Here is a 22,268-nt window from a genome sequence, read left to right as displayed (position 1 = left end):
GAGTATAGCATGAATATTAAAAAAATATTTTTAAGTGTTTTATTTACAATTAGCCTTGGTTTTGGAGCAGATAAAACCATAATCATAGGTGCAACACCAACGCCTTATGCTGAAATTTTAAATTTCTCCAAACCCTTATTTCAAGAAAAAGGTTGGAAGTTAATAATTAAGGAATTTAATGACTATAATATACCTAACATCGCTTTAAATGAAAAAGATTTAGATGCAAATTTATATCAGCATAAACCTTTTTTAGATGATTTTAATACCCACAAAGGAACAAATTTAAGTTCTTTAGATGCTATTGTTTTAGTTCCTATGGCTATATATTCTAATTCCATAAAAGATATAAAAGATATTCCTAATGGTGCTAAAATCGCTATACCTAATGATGCTACCAATGAAAGCAGAGCCCTTGATTTACTAGCTAAAGCAAATTTAATAGAATTTAAAAGTCAAAACACCCTTAAAACCCCTATTGACATAAATAAAAATCCAAAAAATCTTAAATTTATAGAGCTTAAAGCCGCACAACTTCCAAGAGCCCTAAATGATACTGATTTGGCTATTATTACCACAAACTATGCTCTTGGAGCAGGTTTAAACCCTTTAAAAGATGGTATTTTTATGGAAGATAAAGATAGTTTATATGCTATTGTTTTAGCTACAAGAAAAGGTGAAGAAACAAGTCAAAAAAGTCTTGTTATTAAAGAAATTTTAACAAGCGATAAAATTAAAAATTTCATCATAGAAAAATACAAAGGCTCTGTTATCCCTACTTTTTAACTCTATACAAAGCCTTCTAAAGGCTTTGTTAAACTTATAAAAGCTAAAATACTATTTATTGCATTATAATTCTTAGGATAAAAATGAAAATTATTTTTTTAACTTTTTTTATTGTGATAAATTATATCCAAGCAGCTAGTTTAGAAGAAATCAAAACAGCACTAGCTAAAGAATTTAGAAATAATTTCCCTAAAATTATAATTTCTCAAATTGATTTAAAAATAACATCACTGCCTAAAGATTTTGATCAATATGAATTTCTAAGAATCGCTAATGGGCGTTTTAATCAAGCACAAGGCTTTTTAAGGGCTGAATTTAAAACTCCGCAAAATATACAAAAAAATGTATTTTTTAGATATTTCATTCAAGCAAATTTAGAAGTTTTAAAAAGCGAACGCGCTATAAAAAGAGGAGATAAACTTGGAGCTTTTGACTATAAAAGCGTATTGATTGATTTTGATAAAGTTCCTTTAAATGCCTTAACCTTAGATGATGTGGATAATCTTGTAGCTAAAAGCAATATTAACAAAAACGCCATTTTAAGAGCAAATATGTTTAAAACCACAGCTTTAATACGCCGAAATGATCCTATAATCGGGGTTTTAAGCGAAGCAAATGTTGATGTTTTAATCGAACTTGTGGCTTTGCAAAGTGCAAATATGGGCGAAAGGATTCGTGCAAAAAACAAAGAAGGTAAAGTTATGCAAGGCATCGTAGTGGGTAAAAATAGGATGATTATACAATGAAGGTTTTATTAGGAATTTCTGGTTCAAGCAGTGTCAATTTAGGCTTAAAATTATTAAAAAATTTAGAAAATCAATGCGAACTTTATTGCATTTTAACCCAAGGTGCTAAACTTAGCTTCAAAGCTGAAAATCGAGCAAATTTAGAAGAAATTTGTCAAGAAAATTTTAAATACACTCATTTTTTAGATGATAAAAATTTAAGTCTAAGTGTAGCAAGTGGATCTTTTGGAATAGAAAAAACTATCATTGCTCCTTGTTCGATTTCAAGTTTAGCAAAAATTCACGCTGGTTTTGCAGATACTCTTTTAATGCGTGCTGCAGCAGTAGCCTTAAAAGAAAGAAAAAAACTCATCTTAGGTGTACGCGAAATGCCTTTTTCTACTTTAAATTTAGAACATATGTTAAAACTTAGCCAAATGGGAGCTATCATCGCACCTCCTATTATTGCAAGTTATTCTAGAGCAAACAATCTAGAGCAAATGGAAAATTTTATCGTAGGTAAATGGTTAGATCTTTTAGAAATAAAACACAATTTATACGAAAAATGGCAAAATTTTTAGTTTAAATTTGTTATATTTTTAAAAAAAATTGGAGCAAAAATGACTTGTTTATATCCTGGGACTTTTGATCCTATTACCAACGGGCATTTAGATGTTATAAAACGGGCTTTAAAAATTTTTGATGAAGTCATCGTTGCCATAGCAAAAAGTGAACATAAAAAACCTTGCTATGATTTAGAAAAACGCAAAGAACTAGCCCTGCTCGCAACACAAAATTTAAAAAATGTTAAAATCATTGCTTTTGATAATTTGCTTGTAGATTTAGCCAAAGAATTAAAAGTTAATACTATAATCCGTGGACTTAGAGCGGTGAGTGATTTTGAATACGAATTGCAAATTGGCTATGCAAATCACGCACTTTGGGAAGATATGGAAACCATTTATCTTATGCCAAGTCTAAAACATGCTTTTATTTCAAGTTCTATTGTTCGCTCTATAGTAGCACATGGGGGCGATGTAAGTTCTCTTGTTCCAAAAGAAATTCTACCTTTTTTAAAGGATCAATCTTGTATGTAGTTTTTGAAGGTATTGACTGCGTAGGAAAAAGTACGCAAATTTCACTTTTAAAAGAAATTTACAAAGACGCCATTTTTACACTCGAACCTGGCGGAACAGAACTTGGAAAACATTTAAGAGAAATTTTACTTAATAAAACTCATCCTATTAGCAAAAGAGCTGAACTCTTGCTTTTTTTAGCTGATCGTGCTCAACATTTTGAAGAAATCTTAAAAACCAATCAAAACAAACTCATTATTAGCGATAGAAGTTTTATTTCAGGCATGGCTTATGCCAAAGATTTTGAAAACGATTTACTTTTTGCTTTAAATAGTTTTGCTTTAGAAGATTTTTTTCCACAAAAAATTATCTTTTTAAAAGGAGATGCAAGCCTTATCCAAGAACGCCTCAGTCAAAAAGAACTAGATAGCATAGAAAAACGTGGCATTGAGTATTTTTTAAGTGTGCAAGATAAACTCGAAAAAGTGCTTCATTTTTTAAAAGAAAAAATTTCTGTAGAAATTTTAACACTTGACGCAAAAGAAAGTAAAGAAAAATTACACCAACAAATAAAGGAATTTTTACAATGATTAACGCTTTAAAAGGAATGAAAGATTTATTAGATAAAGATGCATATTATTATGAAAAAGTGATTAAAACCTGCGAAGAAGTAGCTAAAAACTATGGCTTTACTTTTATCAATACACCGCATTTAGAACTTTGCACCCTTTTTAAAAGAAGCGTAGGAGAAAGTTCTGATATAGTAGGTAAAGAAATGTATGAATTTATCGATAAAGGCGAAAATCATGTTTGCATGCGTCCTGAAGGAACTGCTGGGGTAGTGCGTGCCTATATAGAAAAAAAACTCGATAAAAACACTAGTGTGAAAAGATGGTTTTATCATGGCTCTATGTTCCGCTATGAAAGACCCCAAAAAGGACGCTTAAGAGAATTTCATCAATTTGGCGTTGAAAGTTTTGGAAACGCAAGCGTTTATGAAGATGCAAGTATTATTTTAATGTTAGTAGAAATTTTTTCACGCTTAGATATTAAATTTAAACTACTGATTAACTCTTTAGGTTGTTTAGAATGTATGCCAAAATATCGTGAAAATTTAATACATTTTTTAGATAGCAAAAAAGGTTTTTGCGAGGATTGTTTGCGTAGAAAAAACTTAAATCCCATTCGTGTTTTAGACTGTAAAAATGAGCATTGCCAAAGCTTACTTAACGATGCTCCACTTTTAAATCAAAATTTATGCTCATCTTGTCAAAAAGATTTTGAAATTTTACAAAGCGTTTTAAAAGAAAATGGAGTGGATTTTGAAGTAGATTCTAAACTTGTTAGAGGGCTTGATTACTACTCTAAAACGGCTTTTGAATTCATTAGCGATGAAATTGGTGCAAAAGCTGCTATTGCTGGGGGCGGAAGATATGATAGACTCATTGAATACCTTGATGGAAAAAGTGGTTTTGGCGTAGGTTTTGCCATGGGTATAGAAAGAATTATAGCCATTTTAGAACAAAAAGAAGAAAAGGTTCAAAGAGAAGGAATTTATCTTTGCGCTATGGATGAAATTTATATCCAAAAACTTTTGCATATCGCTACAAATTTAAGAAAAGAATATAAAGTGTTTTTAAGCTATGAGGCAAGAAAACTAGCTAAACATCTCGAAAACGCGGATAAAAATAATGCTGAAATTTTTCTTTGTATGGGAGAAAATGAAGCACAAAATGAAAGTTTGTTTTATAAAAATTTAGCAAAAAAAGAAGAAAAAATGATTAAAATTTCAGACTTAAAGAAGGTTTTATGATGGATTATGGTATTGATATTTGGGGAAATGAAAATTTTATTATCAAAAATGGTAAAGTTTGTATCAATCATGAGAAAAAACCTGCTATTATTGATATAGTTAAAGAATTAAGAGATGATGGATACAAGGGGCCTTTACTTTTAAGATTTCCTCATCTTATTCAAAAACAAATTGAAAATATTTACGGAAATTTCAATAAAGCAAGAAAAGAATTTGGCTATAAAGGAGGATTTAACGCTGTTTATCCTTTAAAGGTCAATCAATACCCTGGTTTTGTAAAAAATCTTGTAAAGCTTGGAAAAGACTATAACTACGGACTTGAAGCAGGTTCTAAGGCAGAGCTTTTACTCGCTATGGCTTATAATAATGAAGGCGCACCTATTACAGTAAACGGCTTTAAAGATAGAGAACTTATCAATATAGGCTTTATCGCAGCTGAAATGGGACATAATATCACTTTAACCATAGAAGGACTTAATGAACTTGAAGCTATCATAGACATAGCCAAAGAACGCTTTAAACCTAAACCAAATATAGGCTTACGCGTGCGTTTGCATTCTGCTGGAGTTGGAATTTGGGCAAAAAGTGGTGGGATTAATTCTAAATTTGGACTTACATCCACTGAACTCATAGAAGCGGTAAATTTACTCAAAGAAAACAAACTTTTAGAACAATTTACCATGATTCACTTTCATCTAGGCTCACAAATTACCGAAATTCATCCCTTGAAAAAAGCCTTAAATGAAGCAGGAAATATTTACACAGAACTTAGAAAAATGGGAGCTAAAAATCTAAAAGCTATCAATCTTGGTGGCGGTTTAGCTGTGGAATACTCACAATTTAAAAATGAAAAAAGTAGAAATTATACCTTAAGAGAATACGCTAACGATGTAGTTTTTATCCTAAAAAATATAGCTGAACAAAAAAAAGATTTAGAGCCTGATATTTTCATAGAAAGTGGACGTTTTGTAGCAGCTAATCACGCTGTTTTAATTGCTCCTGTATTAGAACTTTTTTCTCAAGAATACGCAGAAAACAAACTCATACTTAAAAAACAAAATCCAAAACTTATCGATGAGCTTTACGATCTTTATAAAAGCATAAAACCTTCCAATGCTTTAGAATACTTGCATGATAGCATAGATCATTTAGAGAGTATTTTAACTCTTTTTGATTTGGGCTATGTGGATTTACAAGATCGTTCCAATGCTGAAATTTTAACTCATTTGATTACAAAAAAAGCCATCTTGCTTTTAGGTGATAAGCAAAATCCTGCGGATTTGCTTGCTATACAAGATGAAGTACAAGAAAGGTATTTGGTAAATTTTTCACTCTTTCAAAGCATACCCGATTTTTGGGGCTTAGAACAAAATTTCCCCATTATGCCACTTGATCGCTTAGATGAAGAACCGACTCGAAGTGCAAGTATTTGGGATATAACCTGCGATAGTGATGGAGAAATTTCATACTCTAAAGATAAACCTTTATTTTTACACGATGTAGATGTAGAAAAAGAAAATTATTTTCTAGGGTTTTTTCTTGTAGGTGCCTATCAAGAAGTACTTGGAATGAAACACAATCTTTTTACTCATCCTACTGAAGCTATTATAAGTATCAATGAAAAAGGCTATGAAGTTGAGGGGGTTATAGAAGCACAATCCATACTTGATGCCTTAGAAGATTTAGACTATGATATACACGCTATCATGGATATACTTAATGAACGCATAAGTAATTCTAAGCTTGTAAATGACAAGCAAAAAAAGCATATTTTAGGGGAACTTTATCTTTTCTTAAATGATAATGGTTATTTAAAAAGCATAGGAGTTTAGATGAATTTTTGGGGTATTATAAAAGAAGATTTTTCTCAGCCAAAGGCACAAGATCCAGCTTTTAATTCTTGTATAGAACTTTTTTTTAATTACCCTGGAGTGTGGGCTGTAGTAAATTACCGCTTTGCACATTTTTTTTATATAAGAAATTTTAAACGTATTGCAAGAATGATTAGTGGAATTTCACAATTCTTAACTGGGGTAGATTTACACCCTGGAGCAGAACTTGGAAGACGTATTTTTATAGATCATGCCAATGGAGTAGTTATAGGTCAAACAGCGATCATAGAAGATGATGTTTTAATTTATCAAGGCGTTACTTTAGGTGGAACAAGCCTAGAAAAAGGTACTAAACGCCATCCAACCATAAAAAAAGGAGTGATCATAGGCTCAGGCGCAAAAGTACTTGGCAATATCACCATAGGAGAAAATGCCAAAATAGGCTCAAATGCTGTAGTGGTTAAAGATGTAGGCGCAAATTTAACTGCCGTTGGAATTCCTGCTTATATTATCGAAGAGCGTAAAAATAAAAACATTAGAGCCATAGATGCAAATTGCGATGACAAACTAGAAAAGTTAGAAAAGAAAATTTTAGAACTTGAAAATCTTATATTAAAACAACCTGAATCACAAAAATAATAATTTTTTATAATACATAAAATTATACATATTATTATGCGTATTAATTTTTCCTAAAAATTAATACAAATTTTCACATTTATTGAAATTTATAACTCATTTTTAAATTAAATTTATTGTAAAAATGCAATTTTCTGCTAAAATTAAACAAAAATTATTAAGGATTGAAAAATGCTTACAAAAAGATCTCAAGTTTTAGAAGAATCTATCACTTTAGCCATCACTGCACTTGCCAATGAACTTAAAGCCAAAGGCGAAGATATCATTAGTTTTTCAGCAGGCGAACCTGATTTTGACACACCACAAACTATCAAAAATGCCGCTATAAGTGCTATTGAAAAAGGATGTGGAAAATACACTGCCGTTGCGGGAATTCCTGAAGTATTAAAAGCTATTCAAATCAAATTTAAAAAAGATAATAATCTTGATTATGAAACAAGCGAAATTATCACCAATGTAGGCGCAAAACACTCTCTTTTTGAATGTATAGAATGTTTAGTAGAAAAAGATGATGAAGTGATTATCCCTAGTCCTTACTGGGTAAGCTATCCTGAAATGGTAAAATTTGCAGGTGGAAAACCTGTATTTGTAGAAGGCTTAGAAGAAAATGGCTTTAAAATTACCGCTGAACAATTAAAAAAAGCTATCACAGCTAAAACCAAGGTTTTGATGTTAAATTCTCCTTCAAATCCTGTGGGATCGATTTATTCCAAAGAAGAATTAACTCAAATTGCTAAAGTTTTAGAAGGAACGCAAATCACTGTTTTAAGTGATGAAATGTATGAAAAACTTCGCTATGATGGTTTTGATTTTGTAGCTTTTGCAAGTGTAAGCGAAGATGCTTTAAAACGCACTACGACCATTAACGGACTTAGCAAATGTGGAGCTATGCCAGGATGGCGTTTTGGCTATATGGCAAGCAAAAATAAAGCCCTAATTTCGGCCGTTAAAAGACTTCAAGGACAAAGCACTTCAAATATTTGCTCCATTACTCAACATGCGGCCATTCCTGCTTTAAATGGAGAATGTGATAAAGATATAGAAAAAATGCGTCAAGCCTTTGAAAAACGCCGTAACTTAGCCTTAGATATGCTTAAACAAATCCCAAATATCAGTGTTTATAAACCAGAAGGTGCTTTTTATCTTTTTGTAAATATACAAAAAATAGAAAAAGATTCTATGAAATTTTGCCAAAAATTGCTTGAACAAGAAAAAGTTGCCGTTGTTCCAGGTATAGGTTTTGGAATGGATGGATATTTTAGGCTTTCTTATGCCACAAGCGATGAGCTTATCAAAAAAGGTTTAGAAAGAATAGCAAATTTCATTGCTTCTTATTAAGCCCTAAAGCCTTAAAATTACTTTAAGGCTTTTTAAGCACAGCATTTACTCTTTGAATACTATCTGATTTATTTAAACTCAATCTTATTATAGAATTTTCTAATCCACCTAAAGAATGCGCTACATTTGCCTCTAGGCTTATCATATCTAAAGCATTTAATTCAAATTTTTCCTTTTCCACTTCAAACCAAATTTTACCGCTTAAAACTTGAATATGTATAGCAAAAGGAGCTTTATGCTCTTTCATCACACTATCTTTAGCTAATAAAATTTGAATTTCTTTACCTTTTTCATTGTCAATTAAAACATTGATTTTCACTTCTTTTGGGCTAAATTCCGCCCTATTCCATTGAATGATTTTCACAAAATCTCCTTTTTTAGTTTTATAAAACTATAACAAAAACCAAAATATAAATTATAAACTTGTGTTAATTTATCCTTCTTTCCACCAAAAATCCTGTTTAAACTTAACCCCTATTTCATAAGCCTCACCCATTTTTGGTGTGATAAGGGGTAAATCTAAATTTTCATAAAGAAATTTTACCACTTCATTCCACGCATGAGTTCCTGCTAAAAATCTCCCCCAATGTATAGGCATGACAGCTTTTGCATTAAGATCCTTTGCCTCTTTTAAAATTTGATCAGGAAAAGAATGTGAATATGGCCAAGCGATATTAAATTGTCCGCTTTCAAGACAAGCTAGGTCAAAACCTCCAAAATACTCACCTATTTTTTTAAAATGTGTAAAATACCCTCCATCTGCACTAAAAAACACTCTTTTATCTACACTTAAAAATTCCATCACAAAAGAAGCCCAAAGAGTTTTGTTTTTACCATCTCCCCTACTTGAACTGTGCTGTGCAGGTGTTGCAATGATTTTTAAATCATCAAATTCTATTCCATTCCACCAATCAAGCTCTATGATTTTTTTCTCACTCACCCCATAGCTTTTTAGATAATTTCCCACTTTTAAAGGAGTGATAAAAAATTTAGCCTTATCTTTTAAAACTTTTACACTCTTAGCATCTAAATGATCAAAATGCGAATGCGTGATAATCACAGCAAAAATTTCATTAAAATCATTTACATTATAAACAGGAGCATTTTTAAAAGCCTTATTGATAAAAGAAATAGGCGAAGCATGAGTGTTAAAAACAGGATCGATCAAAATTTTATATTCTTTAAAACTTATAAAAAGCGAAGAATGTCCAAGCCAAGTAATATGCGGAGTATTAAAATCACTCAAATCAGGCTTGAAAAAAGGTAATTTAAAAGAAGGAATGGCATTTTTAGGATAAAGATAATAATACCTCAAAATTTCTTTAAAAGACACTTTAGGAGTTATAAGACTTTGCTCATTTTCATTAAGAAAAATTTCATATTTTTTACCCTGCACTTTTTTAGCTTTTGATCGTTGTGCATTAGAAATATCAAAGGTTTTAAAAAAATCTACACTCACAAACATTTATCCTTTTTTTGACAACTTTATACTTTAAAAATCATTACAAACCATATTAAACATGGTATTTGCTATCTTGTCTTTAAATTCTATATTTTGATTAAATTGTTTAAAAAGTTCTAAATTTAACTCCAAGATATCTTGAATTTTATCTTTTAAAAGTGCATCGAACTCGATACGAGAATTTTGCATATCGGATTTGCTAAAAGTTTCACGTATTCTTTCATTTTTTGCTATATCATCTTTTATATCATATAAGATTTTAGCAATTTTATCGCTTTCATTAAAGTCTATATTTGCGTATTTGTTATTAAAATCTTTGATGATGTTTGAAAGTTCTTCTAATTCAGCTTCAACACTTTTGCTCGAACCATCTGCGAACGAAGGCTTTAGCTCTCCATTTCCTTGTAAAACGATGTCTTGTGTTTTATCAAGTTGTAAGCGATAACTATCAAAATCCACATTATCTAAAATTCCTTTAGCTAAATCCTCTGATTTAGGCAAGATGATCTTACTAGCAAGTTTTTTAAGCAATATATAGAGTTTTTCAAGCTCTATGTCTTCATAAAGCAATATTTGTGCAAGAAAAGAATACTCTTTAAGATAAGTTTTTGCTTTATTATAAAAATCTAATTTTTCATCATCACTTTTTTGATTAAATCTATCTAGCATTATGTCCAATTTTGCATGAATGATATTTTCTTTTTCACTTTTTAAAATGGCATTTGTAAAATCATCTATTTCTTCTTGGGTATAAATTTCATACTCATTTAGATTTGCCTTTAAATCAAAAATTCTATTATCATCTGTGGCTTCACTTAAATAAGTTTGCTCATAAAACACACTAAAAGATTTTGCTATATCTTCATGAGTATTTACAAAATCTAGCACAAAAGTGTTTTCTTTGTTTTTGCAAGTTCGGTTTAGTCTTGATAGAGTTTGTACTGCACTTACCCCACTTAATGCTTTATCCACATACATAGTATGTAATAATGGCTCATCAAATCCAGTTTGGTATTTTTCCGCAACGATTAAAAAACGATACTCATCTTTTTTAAACTCATCTTTTAAAACATTTTCCGCAAAACCATTTAAAGCACTTTCGCTATAAATTTCACCTTCTAAATTTACTTCACCTGAAAAAGCTACAATGGCTTTAAAATGTGGATAATTTTTTCTTAAATATTCCCTAAAAACAAGATAATATTTCACGGCATTTTCTCTTGAGCTTGTTACAATCATAGCTTTTGCTTTACCATTTATCTTTTTAAAGCTATTTTGAAAAAAATGCTCACACATGATTTGTGATTTTTGTTCGATTGTTTTGATATTGTTTTGTACATAAGCTTTTAGTTTTGCGCTTGCTCTTTTTTTATCGTATTTTGGATTATCATTTGTACAAGATATGATTTTATAGTAACTTTTATAGGTTGTATAACCTTTTAGTACATCAAGTATAAATCCTTCTTCTATGGCTTGTTTCATCGAGTAAAGATGAAAAGGGATAAACCTTTGTTCTCCATTAACATCACAAGGCATACCAAACATTTCTAAGGTTTTTGGCTTAGGCGTAGCGGTAAATGCAAAATAAGAAGCATTACTTTGGAGTTTTTTATTTTTTATGATTTCTAAAATTTCATCATCTAAATTTTGACTTTCATCGCCGCTTTTATCCCTTATGGCTTCTGCCATTTTTTGAGCATTGCTTCCGCTTTGACTTGAATGAGCTTCATCGATAATGATAGCAAAAGTTTTGCTTTTTAAAGTTTTGATTTCATCTAAAATAAAAGGAAATTTTTGTATGGTTGTGATGATGATTTTCTTACCTTCTTCTAAAGCATTTTTAAGCTGTTTGCTTCCATGAGTGATAGCTTCTACTAAATTTTTTGTCTGCGAAAAGGATTTTACATTTTCTCTTATTTGACTATCAAGCACTTTTCTATCGGTTACTACGATGATAGAATCAAAGATATTTTTTTCAAGTCTATGCAAGCTTACGAGATTATGTGCAAGCCAAGATATAGAATTACTCTTGCCACTTCCTGCACTATGCTGGATCAAGTAGCGTTGCCCTGTGCTGTTTTCTTTTGCATGGGCGAGTAGCTTTTCTACTACATCGAATTGATGGTATCTAGGAAATATGATGATTTCTTCATTTTTCTTTTTTACAACTTGCACAAAATTAAAAAATAAATTTAGCAAAGTATCTTTTTTAAAGATTTTCTCCCACAAATAAGCTGTTTTTATACCATCACTTGGCGGATTACCTGCTCCATTTGCTAGGCCTATTTTGCCACTACCATTATTTAAACCAAGGTTAAAAGGTAAAAATGTAGTCGCATCTTGATCTAATTTCGTACTCATGTAACAAAGATCATGATCTAGCGCAAAATGCACTATCGTATAGTTAAATATAGCTTCTTTTGGGTTTCTATCTTTTTTGTATTGCTCTATAGCGTGAAAGACATTTTGTCCTGTGAAATGGTTTTTAAGCTCTATGGTGATAAGAGGTAAGCCATTTAAAAAGATCACCATATCAAGGGAGTTTTTATTTTGCGTGCTATAGTAAAGCTGGCGTATGATAGAAAGGGTGTTTTGCTCGTATTTTTTCACACTTTCTTCGTTTGCATTGGTATTTGGCTTGGCAAAGGCTAGGTAAATTTTGATACCTTTGATCTCTACATAGCCTTGCAAGGCTTTGACTATGCCTTTAGTTTTGATCTGTGAGAAAATACGATCAAAAAGTTCTTTTTTATAGTTTTGCCCACAACGCTTTTTAAGCTCTTCAAGTGCTACACTTTGCGTAGCTTGTAAAAAATTTTCAAAAAGCTCTACATCTAAACATAAATTTTTATCGTAATTTTCATTTGTTCTTTTGATATAGGCATGGTTTTCTAACAAATATGATTCTATGAAATCTTCAAGCCTCTTTTCTGTGTAGTTAGTCATTGTTTTTTCCAAAAATAATATTTTCTAATTCTTTATAAATTTTAGTATCTTCTGTAATATATTTACATAATGTCGATTTTAAAAAACCATCAGCATTACTTCCAATATAATAGGTTTTACCTTCTGATTTAAATTGATTCTTTAAAGCATTAAAAATTTCTCCTCGTACTTTTTTAAGATCATGTATATCATTTTGTTTTATTTGTTTTATTTGTTCAAGTACTTTTAAATAATCAGTAAAATTATTTTGACAAAAAAGTTCTAAAATTTCATCATCTAATAAATATGTTTCCAAATTTGCTTTGTTCAAAACGATTATATTTTGATTATTAAGATCTTTAATTTCTTCATCTGTATGTGTATCTCTATCAATTAATTTAATAATTTTAGTTTTTGGCAGTATGTATTCTAGTAGTTTTACACTTTGATTATCATCTTTTTTCAAATCTTCACAATTACCACCAGCTATAAAAGTAACTTTTGGATATTTTTTATTAAAAATATTATTATAAATTTCAGCGTCAAAATTTTTTCTTTTTTCACCACATAAATTTCCTTCGCAAAAAATTATAATTTCTGGTGCTATAAAATTTGATAAATTTCCAATAGTAAAAGATAAAAATTTTTCCCAAATTATATTGTCAATATTACAAGGTTCTAATACTATTTCTTCATCAAAATTTTGTTCCGAAAAATCAATAATAGATATATCTTGATTTTTGCATGCAATTAATTCTTTTATTTTTTGCAATATTCCTAAAGAATGTGTTGTAATCCATAGCTGATTATTATCTGGAATAATATTATAAATTTCTTCAATTAGTTTTGACTGTAATGAAGTGTGCATATGAGTTTCTGGTTCATCAATGAAAATAATCCCATCTTCAAAATATTCTATTTTTAAAACCAAATCTAATAATAAATCAAAAGCTGATTTTTCTCCTGATGATAAATTTTTATAATGAAATTTTTCTACTTTTCCTTTTTTAAAATAAAAACTACCATTTTCAAAAGGATTTGTTATTCCTTCTAGAATCAAATCATCAAAAATATTTTTCATAGATTTTCTTAATTTACCCAATAATCTTTCTTTTAAATCTTTTACTAATATTTCAGAGTTCTCATTATTATATAAATCAGATACCGTCATTCCAACTAATCTTTTAAAATTATCAGAAACAGAAGTATCATTATCTATAATTTTTCTGAGTTTTAAACTTTCATAGGGTTTGCTCATTTTTGAAAATTGCTCAACTGTAAAATCTGCTTCATTTCTATGAGCACTTCTAAAATGCATTAGCTTTTGATAATTATAATCATGAGGTAAATCTTGATTAAAAATTATATCAATTTGATGACCTATATTCAAATATTTATTATGATACGTTGTATCTATAATATTCCATCTTTTACTTTTTTGCCATGTGTTGCAAGCTTCCAAGATTGATGATTTTCCACTTCCATTAGGACCGACTAACGCAACTAATTTAGATTGTTCAGTGCCTTTAATAATCAAATTATCAAATCTTTTAAAATTTTTAATTTGAATTTCTTTAATTCTCATCTTTTCTCCTTTTATAAACTAATCCTACCGCATACGGCTTGGTTTATGAGTATGGTTTTGTATTCTTTTATGAGTTCTATTTGTTTTTTGATTTTTTCTATGATTTTATCTATTTTAGAAATTTCAGAATCTAAAAAATTTGCAATTTGCTCTTGCTCTTTTAGTGGTGGAAGTGGAATTTTAAGATTCAGTAAATCTTCTTTTGATATTGTATTTCTTAAACCTCTATATAAAAATTTAAGATTTTTTCTGTTATCAAGGTCAATAAAGAAATATTCTAAAAATCGTTTTTCTTGATTTTTAATCTCAAATATAGTATAAGCACTAGTAATCATTCCATTTAATTTTGATAATCCTATAATTCTAGGGGTTTCTGCTACATCAAAAAGACAAAAAATTAAATCGCCTTCTTTAACTATCTGATAAGTAGAAAAATCACTTGGAAATTTTCCTTCCGGATTATTAATATCTCTTTCTATAACTCCATTTAAAGTTAATGATAGTAATTTTGTTTTATTCCACAAATCACCTATAGGTATACTCTTTAAAACAAAAAAATTTTTACACTTAATCAACTTCCAATGCTCCGGAATTTCCCCAAGCCATTCTATACCGCTATCTTTGAAATTTACATTTTTATCAAGTCCTTTTGTAATGGTTTCATTTATCAAGACTTGCTTTTGCTCTTTTAAAAGATTGATGAGTTTTTCTTTTTTCTCTATGAAATTTGCTATTTTTTCGCATTTTTCATCTAAAAATTTTGCGATTTGCTCTTGCTCTTTTAAGGGCGGAAGTGGGATTTTAAATTCCCCTATTTCTTTGGTTGAAATATTTGGTTGTGCAGATCCATTACAAGCAAGCTCAATAAGCAATGAAAATCCTCTAGTTAAAAAATAATATTTTACAAGTTTTAATTTACTTCTAACAATGGCAACTCTTTGATTGATATAAGCTTTATTATCAGTATCACAAAATGCTATTTTTCCTGTGGTTGCTCCACTTAAAGCAATTAAAATATCATTATTACTAATTAAAAATTGTTTCAATTTTTCTTTTTCTTTTGTTTTTAGGCAATTGTCATATAAAATTTTTTCCTTTTGCATATCTCCGATACGAATCACAGGAATTTCAAAAATTGGATTAAAATCAAAGTTTTCAAAAGCATATCCATTTACAAAAGTTACTATCTTGTTGATTTTCACCACTTCCCAATGCTCCGGAATTTCTCCAAGCCATTCTATGCCACTATCTTTGAAATTTTTCATTGTACAATCTCTCTTAAAAGATCTTGCACTTCTTTTTCTAGCTTTTCTAATTCGTTGTTTATCTCTTCTAGCTTTCTTGGTGGTGTGTAGGTATAAAAATATTTGTTAAAAAGTATTTCATAGCCCACACTTGCACTTTCCCATGCTATCCAAGAGTTTGCTACATAAGGCTTTACTTCTGTATCATAATAGCTTTGTATATCTGTTTTGAGTGGAATTTTTTCAGTATTGTTTGTTTTATCGCTATCAATGATGAGATTTTCTTCGCTTTTTTTAAGCTTTACACCTAAAAATTTGATAAATTCTTCTCTGTTTTTAAAGTCTTGTGGATTTTGTTCTAATTCTTGTAATTTTTCTAAGATTTTTTCTTTGTATTTTAGTTTTGCAAATTTTTCATCATCTTTTAGAAATTCTACACTTTTTGGCTTTTCTATGATGATTTTAGTATAGCCAAAGTCTTCATTATCTAGAATCTTGCAATCTTTGCTTGATGTAAAATTCAAAAATAATTTAGTGATTTTTTCTATATGTTCTTTTGTCATTTCATTTTGCTTTTGTCCTAAAGACTTTTTCATTTTTGAAAAATATTCTTCATTTGTAGTGTTTATAAGCTGGACTTTGCCTTTTTTGTGTTCTGACTTTTTGTTGGTGATGATCCATATAAAAGTGGGAATTCCTGTATTGTAAAACATATTTGTAGGTAGAGCGACTATAGCTTCAAGATAGTCTTTTTCTATGATGTGTTTTCTTATGGCTACCATGCCACTATCTGAGTTAAAAAGTGAGCTTCCATTATGCACGCTTGCGATGCGAGAGCCTAAAGGGGTATCTGTTTTCATCTTGCTAAGCATATTGAGCAAAAACATCATTTGCCCATCGCTTTTGCTCGTGATACCTACGCTAAATCTTGGATCATTACAAGTTGAATTTGAACCTTTCTTTTCTACACCTAGAATTTTTTGATCATTTTCCCAAGACTTACCATAAGGTGGATTGCTAAGCATGAAATCAAATTGTAAGTTTTGTTGATCATTGCTTAAAGTAGAGCCAAATTTTATATGATCTGGATCTTCGCCTTTTATCAGCATATCTGCTTTACATATAGCATAAGTTTCAGGGTTGATTTCTTGTCCGTAAAGATAAATATTTGCTTTTGACTGTATAAGCCCTTCAGGATCTGTGATGAATTCTTTTGATTCTGTTAGCATACCACCACTTCCACAAGCATTATCATAAATAAGCCATGTTCCTTGTTTGATCTGCTCTTTTACAGGCAAAAATACAAGATGAGTCATAAGCTCTATAATCTCTCTTGGGGTAAAGTGCTCTCCGGCTTCTTCATTATTTTCTTCGTTAAATTTACGGATAAGCTCTTCAAAAACATACCCCATGCCAAGATTACTCAAGCCTTTATGGATAACATTACCTTTTTCATCTAAAATATCTTCTATACCGAAATTTACCTTAGGTGAGCAAAATCTTTCTATAACACCAAAAAGTATATTGGATTCTTCTAGGGTATCGAGTTGGTTTTTGAATTTAAATTTTAAAATGATATCTTTGATATTTTCACTAAAACAATCAAGATAATTTTCGAAATTTATTCTTATGTTTTTTGGATCGTTTAGAAGGGTTTGTAGGTTAAATTTAGAATAATTAGAAAAGCCTAGGTTGTTTCCTTGTTTTCCACCTAGTATAAAATCTAAATTTTCAAATTTATCTTTATAAGTGTCGTAAGTTTCGAGAACTTTATCTTTTGTAGGCTCTAAAACCGCATCAATTCTTCTTATGATTGTCATGGGTAAGATAACATCGCGGTATTTGCCCTTCACATAAACATCACGAAGCAAATCATCTGCCACACTCCATATAAAGTTGACAATGGGCTGGAATTGGCTTTGTTTCATGATGTGTTCCTTATGTTTTTATTAATAATATATTATATAAAATCACTACTAAAAAATTTTTAAAAATTAAATAAGATAAAATAGAATTGAGTTCAAGCCTTTTAAAAAGGCTTGAATGGAGATTTTGGAAGATTACTCAACTTCAGCGTCGATTACATCGTCATCTTTTTTCTTTTTATCGTTCGCTGCATTTGGCTCATCTTTTTTATACATATTTTCAGCTAATTTATGAGAAACTTCACTTAAAGCTTTCATTTTGCTTTCAATCTCTTCTTTGCTTGCATTTTGATTTTTCAAAGTCTCGCGCAAATCATCAAGAGCTTTTTGGATGTTTTCTTTATCAGCAGTGGCAACTTTTTCACCCAACTCACTTAAAGATTTTTCTACTTGATGAGCCAAGCTATCAGCTGCATTTCTAGCATCTACAGCTTCTTTGCGTTTTTTATCTTCTTCTTTGTGAAGTTCAGCATCTTTTACCATGTTGTTAATTTCTTCTTCGCTAAGTCCGCTTGAACCTGTGATTTTGATCTCTTGAGCCTTACCTGTTGCTTTATCTTTTGCACTAACAGTTAAAATACCATTTGCATCAATATCAAAAGTAACTTCGATTTGCGGCATACCGCGTGGTGCTGGTGGAATTCCTTCAAGATTAAAATTTCCTAAAGATTTATTATCACGACTAAATTCTCTTTCCCCTTGTAAAACATTGATAGTTACAGCACTTTGATTATCTTCAGCGGTTGAGAAAACTTGCTCTTTTTTAGTTGGGATAGTTGTTCCTTTTTCGATAATCTTAGTCATTACCCCGCCTAGAGTTTCTATACCCAAAGAGAGCGGAGTAACATCAAGTAAAAGCACATCTTTTACATCACCTTTTATAACCGCACCTTGAATCGCCGCACCAATAGCCACAACTTCATCAGGATTTACAGACTTATTAAGATCTTTATTAAAGGCTTTTTTCACTTCTTCTTGCACTAAAGGAACACGAGTAGAGCCCCCTACCATAACAATTTCTTTAATCTCATCTTTTTTAAGCCCTGCGTCACTTACTACTTCATTGATTTTAGTGATGGTTTCAGCCACTAAAGAATCAATCATACCTTCAAATTTAGCTCTAGTAAGTTTTTTAACCAAGTGTTTTGGCCCACTTGCATCTGCTGTGATAAATGGTAAATTAATTTCAGTTTCATTAGCTGAGCTTAATTCTTTTTTAGCATTTTCTGCTGCTTCTTTCAAGCGTTGTAAAGCCATAACATCATTTTTAAGATCTATGCCTGTTTCATCTTTAAATTCATTAGCTAGAAAATCAATAAGTTTATTATCAAAATCATCGCCCCCTAAGAAAGCATTACCACCTGTTGCTAAAACTTCTACTACATTATCGCCAGTTTCAAGCACAGTAACGTCAAAAGTTCCCCCACCTAGATCATAAACCACGATTTTTTCACTATCTTTTTTATCAAGTCCATAAGCTAGAGCTGCTGAAGTAGGTTCATTGATAATTCTTAATACATTAAGTCCTGCTATCGTTCCTGCTTCTTTTGTCGCTTTTCTTTGCGCATCGTTAAAATATGCAGGCACAGTAATAACCGCATCTACAACACTCTCGCCCAAGAAAGCTTCAGCATCTTCTTTTAGTTTCATTAAAACTTTTGCTGAAATTTCTTGCGGAGTATAAATTTTCCCTGCAATCTCAATAGCACAAGCACCATTTCTTTCAGTGATATGATAAGGAAGTCTGTTTTTAGCTTCTTTAGCCGCGTCTTCATTGATCATCAAACCCATAATTCTTTTAATAGAATAAATAGTTTTTTCAGGGTTAGTTACCGCTTGGCGTTTTGCACTATCTCCTACTAAAACCTCGCCTTTATCTGTAAAAGCCACCACAGAAGGGGTTGTATTTTTACCTTCTTTGTTTGGGATTACTTTACTCTCACCGCGTTCATACACAGCAACACAAGAATTGGTTGTTCCTAAATCTATACCTATAACTTTACTCATTTTTTATCCTTTTTATTAAAATTTATTTTGCTACACTAACTTTGGTTGGGCGGATTACGCGATCGGCTATTTTATAGCCTTTTTGAAGCACGGTAACCACTTCACCACTTTGATGATTTTCACTATCTACATGAAACATTGCCTCATGTAAATTTGGATCGAACTCTTTTTCTTCTTTAATAAGAGCCACTCCATGCTTTTCAAGTTTTTTAAGAAACAAATCTAAAGTGTTTTGCACTCCTTCTTTGATTTTTAAGCTAATTTCATCATGACATTCGACATTAATAGCTGCTTCTAAAGCATCTAAAACATCAAGCAAATCCTTTGCAAAGCTTTCATTTGCATAAGCCATAGCACTTAGCTTTTCTTTTTCCATTCTTTTTTTAATATTTTCAAATTCAGCGTTTGCACGCATATATTTGTCTTTTAATTCATCATAGTCTTTTTGCAATTTGTTTTGCTCAACATCTTCGATATTTTGCAAATTCTCATCTTGCAAATGTTCAGAATTTTCTGCGTTTTCGTTTTCAAATTCTTGCTTTTGCTCGCTCACGCCGCCTCCTTTATGTATTGTAATATTTTTTTATAATCCGTATAAACACTACCTGCTAAGATAATATTTACATCTTCGCCCAAAAACTGCGCATCCACCTTAAGCCCCATAAAACCTTCTTTAAATAAAGGTTCAAATTCAAGACTTTCTTTAAAATAACGATGAACTCCGCAATCTAAGAGCTTAACAAATTCATCATTTTGATAAATTTGATAAGCTCTTTCTTCATTGCTTCTATAGCAAATCAAATTTTGCCTTAAGCTAGCTATTTTTTCTACAAGATCCATAAAATGAACCCTCAAAGCTATTTTTTCTATACTAAAAAGATCCAATCCTATAAGACTTTGTAAAAAATTCCATGCTTCTTTTTCATATTTTAAAACGAGCTCTTCTTCTTTAAAATCAAGCACTATAAACTTAGCATTTAGATCAAGCACTTCTTTAAGCACTAAGCTTCTACCACCATAAACAAGACAGTAAATTTCAAATTCTTTACTCAACTCTTTTAAAAAATTCTCACTTTTGATATTGATATCTTGATCTTGTTCTTTTTTCCAAAAACTTTGCCAGTAATTTTGCATTGTCAAAATAGTAGGAATTCTACCACTACTTATATGAAGCTGAGTGATCAAACCCTCGTCGCTAAGCCTTTTAAGATAGACACGTATAGTTGAAGCAGGGATGCAAAGATTTAAATTCAATTCATTTGAACCAATAGGAACATTATCTAAAAGATAAGTTTGGATGATAGAATCTAAAATCAAATCCTTTTTATCTCGGCTTTTCATAGCTCTTTCCTTAAATTTTTAGCACTCTATTTTTTGATTGCTAGAAGTATTATACAACATTGAGTGTTATTTTGTCAAGTATAAATATAAAAAAATATACTTAATTTTATTTAGTCTATATGACTAAACTTTTATTAGTTACTTTTTTATAAGAATACAATATATCAATATATCAAAATAAAAATAACAATACACTTTACAAGATAATTATAAAAACTAAGCCCAAATTTTAATTAAATCAGCTATTTTTCCATAACTTGTAGAATTTGTATCAAAATAAGTTTGCTTCATTTCGTTGACAATTTCACCAAGATTGTCATAATTAAGTTTAGTTGCATCTTCAGGTTTTAAACCTAGCATTTTTGCACTTCTTTGTTTGAATAAATCCACAAAAGCTTCATAGAAAATTTTAAATTTATCCAGATTAAAAACAAGTTTTTTATTACCAGTTTCTTTATCTTCAACTTCATCAAAAATTTTATCAGATAATTGCATTTTAAGTAGAGATTTTTCATCTTCACTTAAATCATCATATTTTACACCTTTACCTAATTTATCCAAGATATCTTTAATTTCCATTGTATTAGTTTGATCAAATTTAGTTAAAGTTAATATACCTACACTTTCAGTCCATCTAGAATTTGGAGCTTTGGTTTTTACTGCTTGCATGCCAGTTTCGCTAAAACTAAGCTCTCCATCAAAATCTCCATCTTTTCTTATCATTTTATCAAGCTCTAAACCTATAGTTCTACCAGCATAATCTGTATCTTTGGTATCATCTGGACGCATTTCTCTAAAATCTTTTTCAAAACCAAATAGAGTATCTACACTACCATTTAATTGTGTATAAGATTGCACAAAAAGTCCTAAATTTGTTTCCTGTGCTACAAAACCACTTTTCGTATCTTCAAGCTCGTAATCTTCTAAATATCCATCATTATTTCTATCGCTAACCATATAAGCTCTAGTATATGCTATATCAGCATACCATCCAGCCACGAAATTTTCAGCTTTTCCACTTAATATATATGATCCATCAAGTCTTTTAGTCATATCTTCTTTATCAAATTCAATCCCCATTTTATTGATAGCTGTTGAACTTAAAGCACTACGAACGAGTTTATTTGTAATAGGATCTCTAAAATATATAGTAGTCATACCTCTTTCAGCTTTTTTCACTTTATCACTTACCTTTTGATTGAAAACTTTTTCATCTTCTAATCTTTGAAGCATAGTTTGAGCTACATCTGTTTTTTGATCTTGAAATGAAGAGGAATTTTCGTCTTTTTCATTAAGAATCTTTGGTTTTAAATTCAACTTAAAAGATTTATATACACTAGCTTGCTGAGAAGATTTAGATATGGGTTGAAAATGATTAAGAAATTTTATAAAATCCATTTTGATGCCTTCAAATTTTCGACATCTTTTCAAAAATATTGCTAATATATTCTATGTAATTTTAACTTAGAAAATTTTAAATTTTATCCTCTATTACCTTCCAAACCCCTAAAAACACCCTATTCTCTAATATAACCCTAAGCACACAGTAAATCTTTATTTTACACTATTC

The 22,268-nt window shown here is 30.3% G+C and carries 19 protein-coding genes; 9 read left to right on the top strand and 10 right to left on the bottom strand.

Annotation, left to right across the window (positions count from 1 at the left end; genetic code table 11):
• Nucleotides 1-9 precede the first annotated feature (9 nt).
• From ELQ05_RS07640 to ELQ05_RS07600, 9 genes are all read left to right on the top strand, one after another.
• Nucleotides 10-786 carry a MetQ/NlpA family ABC transporter substrate-binding protein gene (locus ELQ05_RS07640; protein WP_096702889.1) on the top strand — a complete coding sequence of 259 codons (777 nt, stop codon included), beginning with the start codon at nucleotides 10-12 and terminating at the stop codon, nucleotides 784-786.
• A gap of 83 nt (nucleotides 787-869) precedes the next feature.
• Entirely contained in the window at nucleotides 870-1,532 is a 663-nt protein-coding gene (gene flgA, locus ELQ05_RS07635) for a flagellar basal body P-ring formation chaperone FlgA (RefSeq protein ID WP_002852578.1), read from the top strand.
• Complete coding sequence (locus tag ELQ05_RS07630) at nucleotides 1,529-2,092, top strand: UbiX family flavin prenyltransferase (protein ID WP_052825567.1); 564 nt, start codon at nucleotides 1,529-1,531, stop codon at nucleotides 2,090-2,092. The genes flgA and ELQ05_RS07630 overlap by 4 nt, the downstream gene beginning before the upstream one ends.
• Nucleotides 2,093-2,131: 39 nt before the next feature.
• Entirely contained in the window at nucleotides 2,132-2,608 is a 477-nt protein-coding gene (coaD, locus tag ELQ05_RS07625; RefSeq protein ID WP_002852633.1) for a pantetheine-phosphate adenylyltransferase, read from the top strand.
• Nucleotides 2,599-3,177 (top strand): dTMP kinase, encoded by a 579-nt coding sequence (gene tmk / locus ELQ05_RS07620; RefSeq protein WP_070316508.1) that lies wholly within the window; start codon nucleotides 2,599-2,601, stop codon nucleotides 3,175-3,177. Before coaD ends, tmk begins: the two co-directional genes overlap by 10 nt.
• The gene (gene hisS / locus ELQ05_RS07615; RefSeq protein ID WP_052825565.1) at nucleotides 3,174-4,400 is read left to right on the top strand and encodes a histidine--tRNA ligase; all 1,227 of its coding nucleotides are present in this window, start codon (nucleotides 3,174-3,176) and stop codon (nucleotides 4,398-4,400) included. The genes tmk and hisS overlap by 4 nt, the downstream gene beginning before the upstream one ends.
• Nucleotides 4,397-6,232: a biosynthetic arginine decarboxylase gene (gene speA, locus ELQ05_RS07610; protein WP_088303697.1), complete on the top strand. Its 1,836-nt coding sequence runs from the start codon at nucleotides 4,397-4,399 to the stop codon at nucleotides 6,230-6,232. Before hisS ends, speA begins: the two co-directional genes overlap by 4 nt.
• The gene (gene cysE, locus ELQ05_RS07605) at nucleotides 6,233-6,871 is read left to right on the top strand and encodes a serine O-acetyltransferase (RefSeq protein ID WP_002860746.1); all 639 of its coding nucleotides are present in this window, start codon (nucleotides 6,233-6,235) and stop codon (nucleotides 6,869-6,871) included. It begins immediately after the preceding gene.
• A gap of 171 nt (nucleotides 6,872-7,042) precedes the next feature.
• Nucleotides 7,043-8,209: a pyridoxal phosphate-dependent aminotransferase gene (locus ELQ05_RS07600; protein ID WP_070316510.1), complete on the top strand. Its 1,167-nt coding sequence runs from the start codon at nucleotides 7,043-7,045 to the stop codon at nucleotides 8,207-8,209.
• A gap of 22 nt (nucleotides 8,210-8,231) precedes the next feature.
• Here ELQ05_RS07600 and ELQ05_RS07595 read toward each other — a convergent pair whose 3' ends face one another.
• The 10 genes from ELQ05_RS07595 to ELQ05_RS07550 all read right to left on the bottom strand — a co-directional run bounded on the left by ELQ05_RS07595 (nucleotide 8,232) and on the right by ELQ05_RS07550 (nucleotide 22,096).
• Nucleotides 8,232-8,573: a cupin domain-containing protein gene (locus ELQ05_RS07595; protein WP_044794551.1), complete on the bottom strand. Its 342-nt coding sequence runs from the start codon at nucleotides 8,571-8,573 to the stop codon at nucleotides 8,232-8,234.
• 69 nt (nucleotides 8,574-8,642) lie between these two features.
• Entirely contained in the window at nucleotides 8,643-9,674 is a 1,032-nt protein-coding gene (locus tag ELQ05_RS07590; protein ID WP_134240058.1) for an MBL fold metallo-hydrolase, read from the bottom strand.
• Between the two features lie 27 nt (nucleotides 9,675-9,701).
• Nucleotides 9,702-12,617 (bottom strand): type I restriction endonuclease subunit R, encoded by a 2,916-nt coding sequence (locus ELQ05_RS07585; protein WP_134240057.1) that lies wholly within the window; start codon nucleotides 12,615-12,617, stop codon nucleotides 9,702-9,704.
• A complete protein-coding gene (locus ELQ05_RS07580) occupies nucleotides 12,610-14,181 on the bottom strand; it encodes an AAA family ATPase (protein ID WP_052793910.1) in 1,572 nt (523 codons plus the stop codon). Before ELQ05_RS07580 ends, ELQ05_RS07585 begins: the two co-directional genes overlap by 8 nt.
• A gap of 11 nt (nucleotides 14,182-14,192) precedes the next feature.
• On the bottom strand, nucleotides 14,193-15,446 hold the full coding sequence (locus ELQ05_RS07575; RefSeq protein ID WP_134240056.1) for a restriction endonuclease subunit S: 1,254 nt from the start codon (nucleotides 15,444-15,446) through the stop codon (nucleotides 14,193-14,195).
• Nucleotides 15,443-17,353, bottom strand: coding sequence for an N-6 DNA methylase (locus ELQ05_RS07570; RefSeq protein ID WP_134240055.1), 1,911 nt, complete (start codon nucleotides 17,351-17,353; stop codon nucleotides 15,443-15,445). Before ELQ05_RS07570 ends, ELQ05_RS07575 begins: the two co-directional genes overlap by 4 nt.
• Before the next feature lie 132 nt (nucleotides 17,354-17,485).
• A complete protein-coding gene (gene dnaK / locus ELQ05_RS07565; protein ID WP_002871433.1) occupies nucleotides 17,486-19,357 on the bottom strand; it encodes a molecular chaperone DnaK in 1,872 nt (623 codons plus the stop codon).
• A gap of 22 nt (nucleotides 19,358-19,379) precedes the next feature.
• Entirely contained in the window at nucleotides 19,380-19,910 is a 531-nt protein-coding gene (gene grpE, locus ELQ05_RS07560; RefSeq protein ID WP_002790452.1) for a nucleotide exchange factor GrpE, read from the bottom strand.
• Entirely contained in the window at nucleotides 19,907-20,698 is a 792-nt protein-coding gene (locus tag ELQ05_RS07555) for an HrcA family transcriptional regulator (protein WP_002856966.1), read from the bottom strand. The genes grpE and ELQ05_RS07555 overlap by 4 nt, the downstream gene beginning before the upstream one ends.
• 216 nt (nucleotides 20,699-20,914) lie before the next feature.
• Nucleotides 20,915-22,096 carry a hypothetical protein gene (locus ELQ05_RS07550; protein ID WP_052785446.1) on the bottom strand — a complete coding sequence of 394 codons (1,182 nt, stop codon included), beginning with the start codon at nucleotides 22,094-22,096 and terminating at the stop codon, nucleotides 20,915-20,917.
• Nucleotides 22,097-22,268: the final 172 nt, after the last annotated feature.

It is taken from the genome of Campylobacter sp. US53 (assembly GCF_004378995.1).
In the GTDB taxonomy this organism is placed as follows: domain Bacteria; phylum Campylobacterota; class Campylobacteria; order Campylobacterales; family Campylobacteraceae; genus Campylobacter_D; species Campylobacter_D jejuni.
This window is presented reverse-complemented; position numbering and strand designations above follow the sequence as displayed.

What these genes read in the sequence shown, in the direction of transcription:
- ELQ05_RS07575 (WP_134240056.1), bottom strand. Translation starts at nt 15,446, where the DNA reads ATGAAAAATTTCAAAGATAGTGGCATAGAATGGCTTGGAGAAATTCCG.
- dnaK (WP_002871433.1), bottom strand. Translation starts at nt 19,357, where the DNA reads ATGAGTAAAGTTATAGGTATAGATTTAGGAACAACCAATTCTTGTGTT.
- coaD (WP_002852633.1), top strand. Translation starts at nt 2,132, where the DNA reads ATGACTTGTTTATATCCTGGGACTTTTGATCCTATTACCAACGGGCAT.
- ELQ05_RS07555 (WP_002856966.1), bottom strand. Translation starts at nt 20,698, where the DNA reads ATGAAAAGCCGAGATAAAAAGGATTTGATTTTAGATTCTATCATCCAA.
- ELQ05_RS07580 (WP_052793910.1), bottom strand. Translation starts at nt 14,181, where the DNA reads ATGAGAATTAAAGAAATTCAAATTAAAAATTTTAAAAGATTTGATAAT.
- cysE (WP_002860746.1), top strand. Translation starts at nt 6,233, where the DNA reads ATGAATTTTTGGGGTATTATAAAAGAAGATTTTTCTCAGCCAAAGGCA.
- ELQ05_RS07600 (WP_070316510.1), top strand. Translation starts at nt 7,043, where the DNA reads ATGCTTACAAAAAGATCTCAAGTTTTAGAAGAATCTATCACTTTAGCC.
- ELQ05_RS07550 (WP_052785446.1), bottom strand. Translation starts at nt 22,096, where the DNA reads ATGGATTTTATAAAATTTCTTAATCATTTTCAACCCATATCTAAATCT.
- ELQ05_RS07585 (WP_134240057.1), bottom strand. Translation starts at nt 12,617, where the DNA reads ATGACTAACTACACAGAAAAGAGGCTTGAAGATTTCATAGAATCATAT.
- speA (WP_088303697.1), top strand. Translation starts at nt 4,397, where the DNA reads ATGATGGATTATGGTATTGATATTTGGGGAAATGAAAATTTTATTATC.
- ELQ05_RS07640 (WP_096702889.1), top strand. Translation starts at nt 10, where the DNA reads ATGAATATTAAAAAAATATTTTTAAGTGTTTTATTTACAATTAGCCTT.
- ELQ05_RS07630 (WP_052825567.1), top strand. Translation starts at nt 1,529, where the DNA reads ATGAAGGTTTTATTAGGAATTTCTGGTTCAAGCAGTGTCAATTTAGGC.
- ELQ05_RS07590 (WP_134240058.1), bottom strand. Translation starts at nt 9,674, where the DNA reads ATGTTTGTGAGTGTAGATTTTTTTAAAACCTTTGATATTTCTAATGCA.
- flgA (WP_002852578.1), top strand. Translation starts at nt 870, where the DNA reads ATGAAAATTATTTTTTTAACTTTTTTTATTGTGATAAATTATATCCAA.
- hisS (WP_052825565.1), top strand. Translation starts at nt 3,174, where the DNA reads ATGATTAACGCTTTAAAAGGAATGAAAGATTTATTAGATAAAGATGCA.
- ELQ05_RS07570 (WP_134240055.1), bottom strand. Translation starts at nt 17,353, where the DNA reads ATGAAACAAAGCCAATTCCAGCCCATTGTCAACTTTATATGGAGTGTG.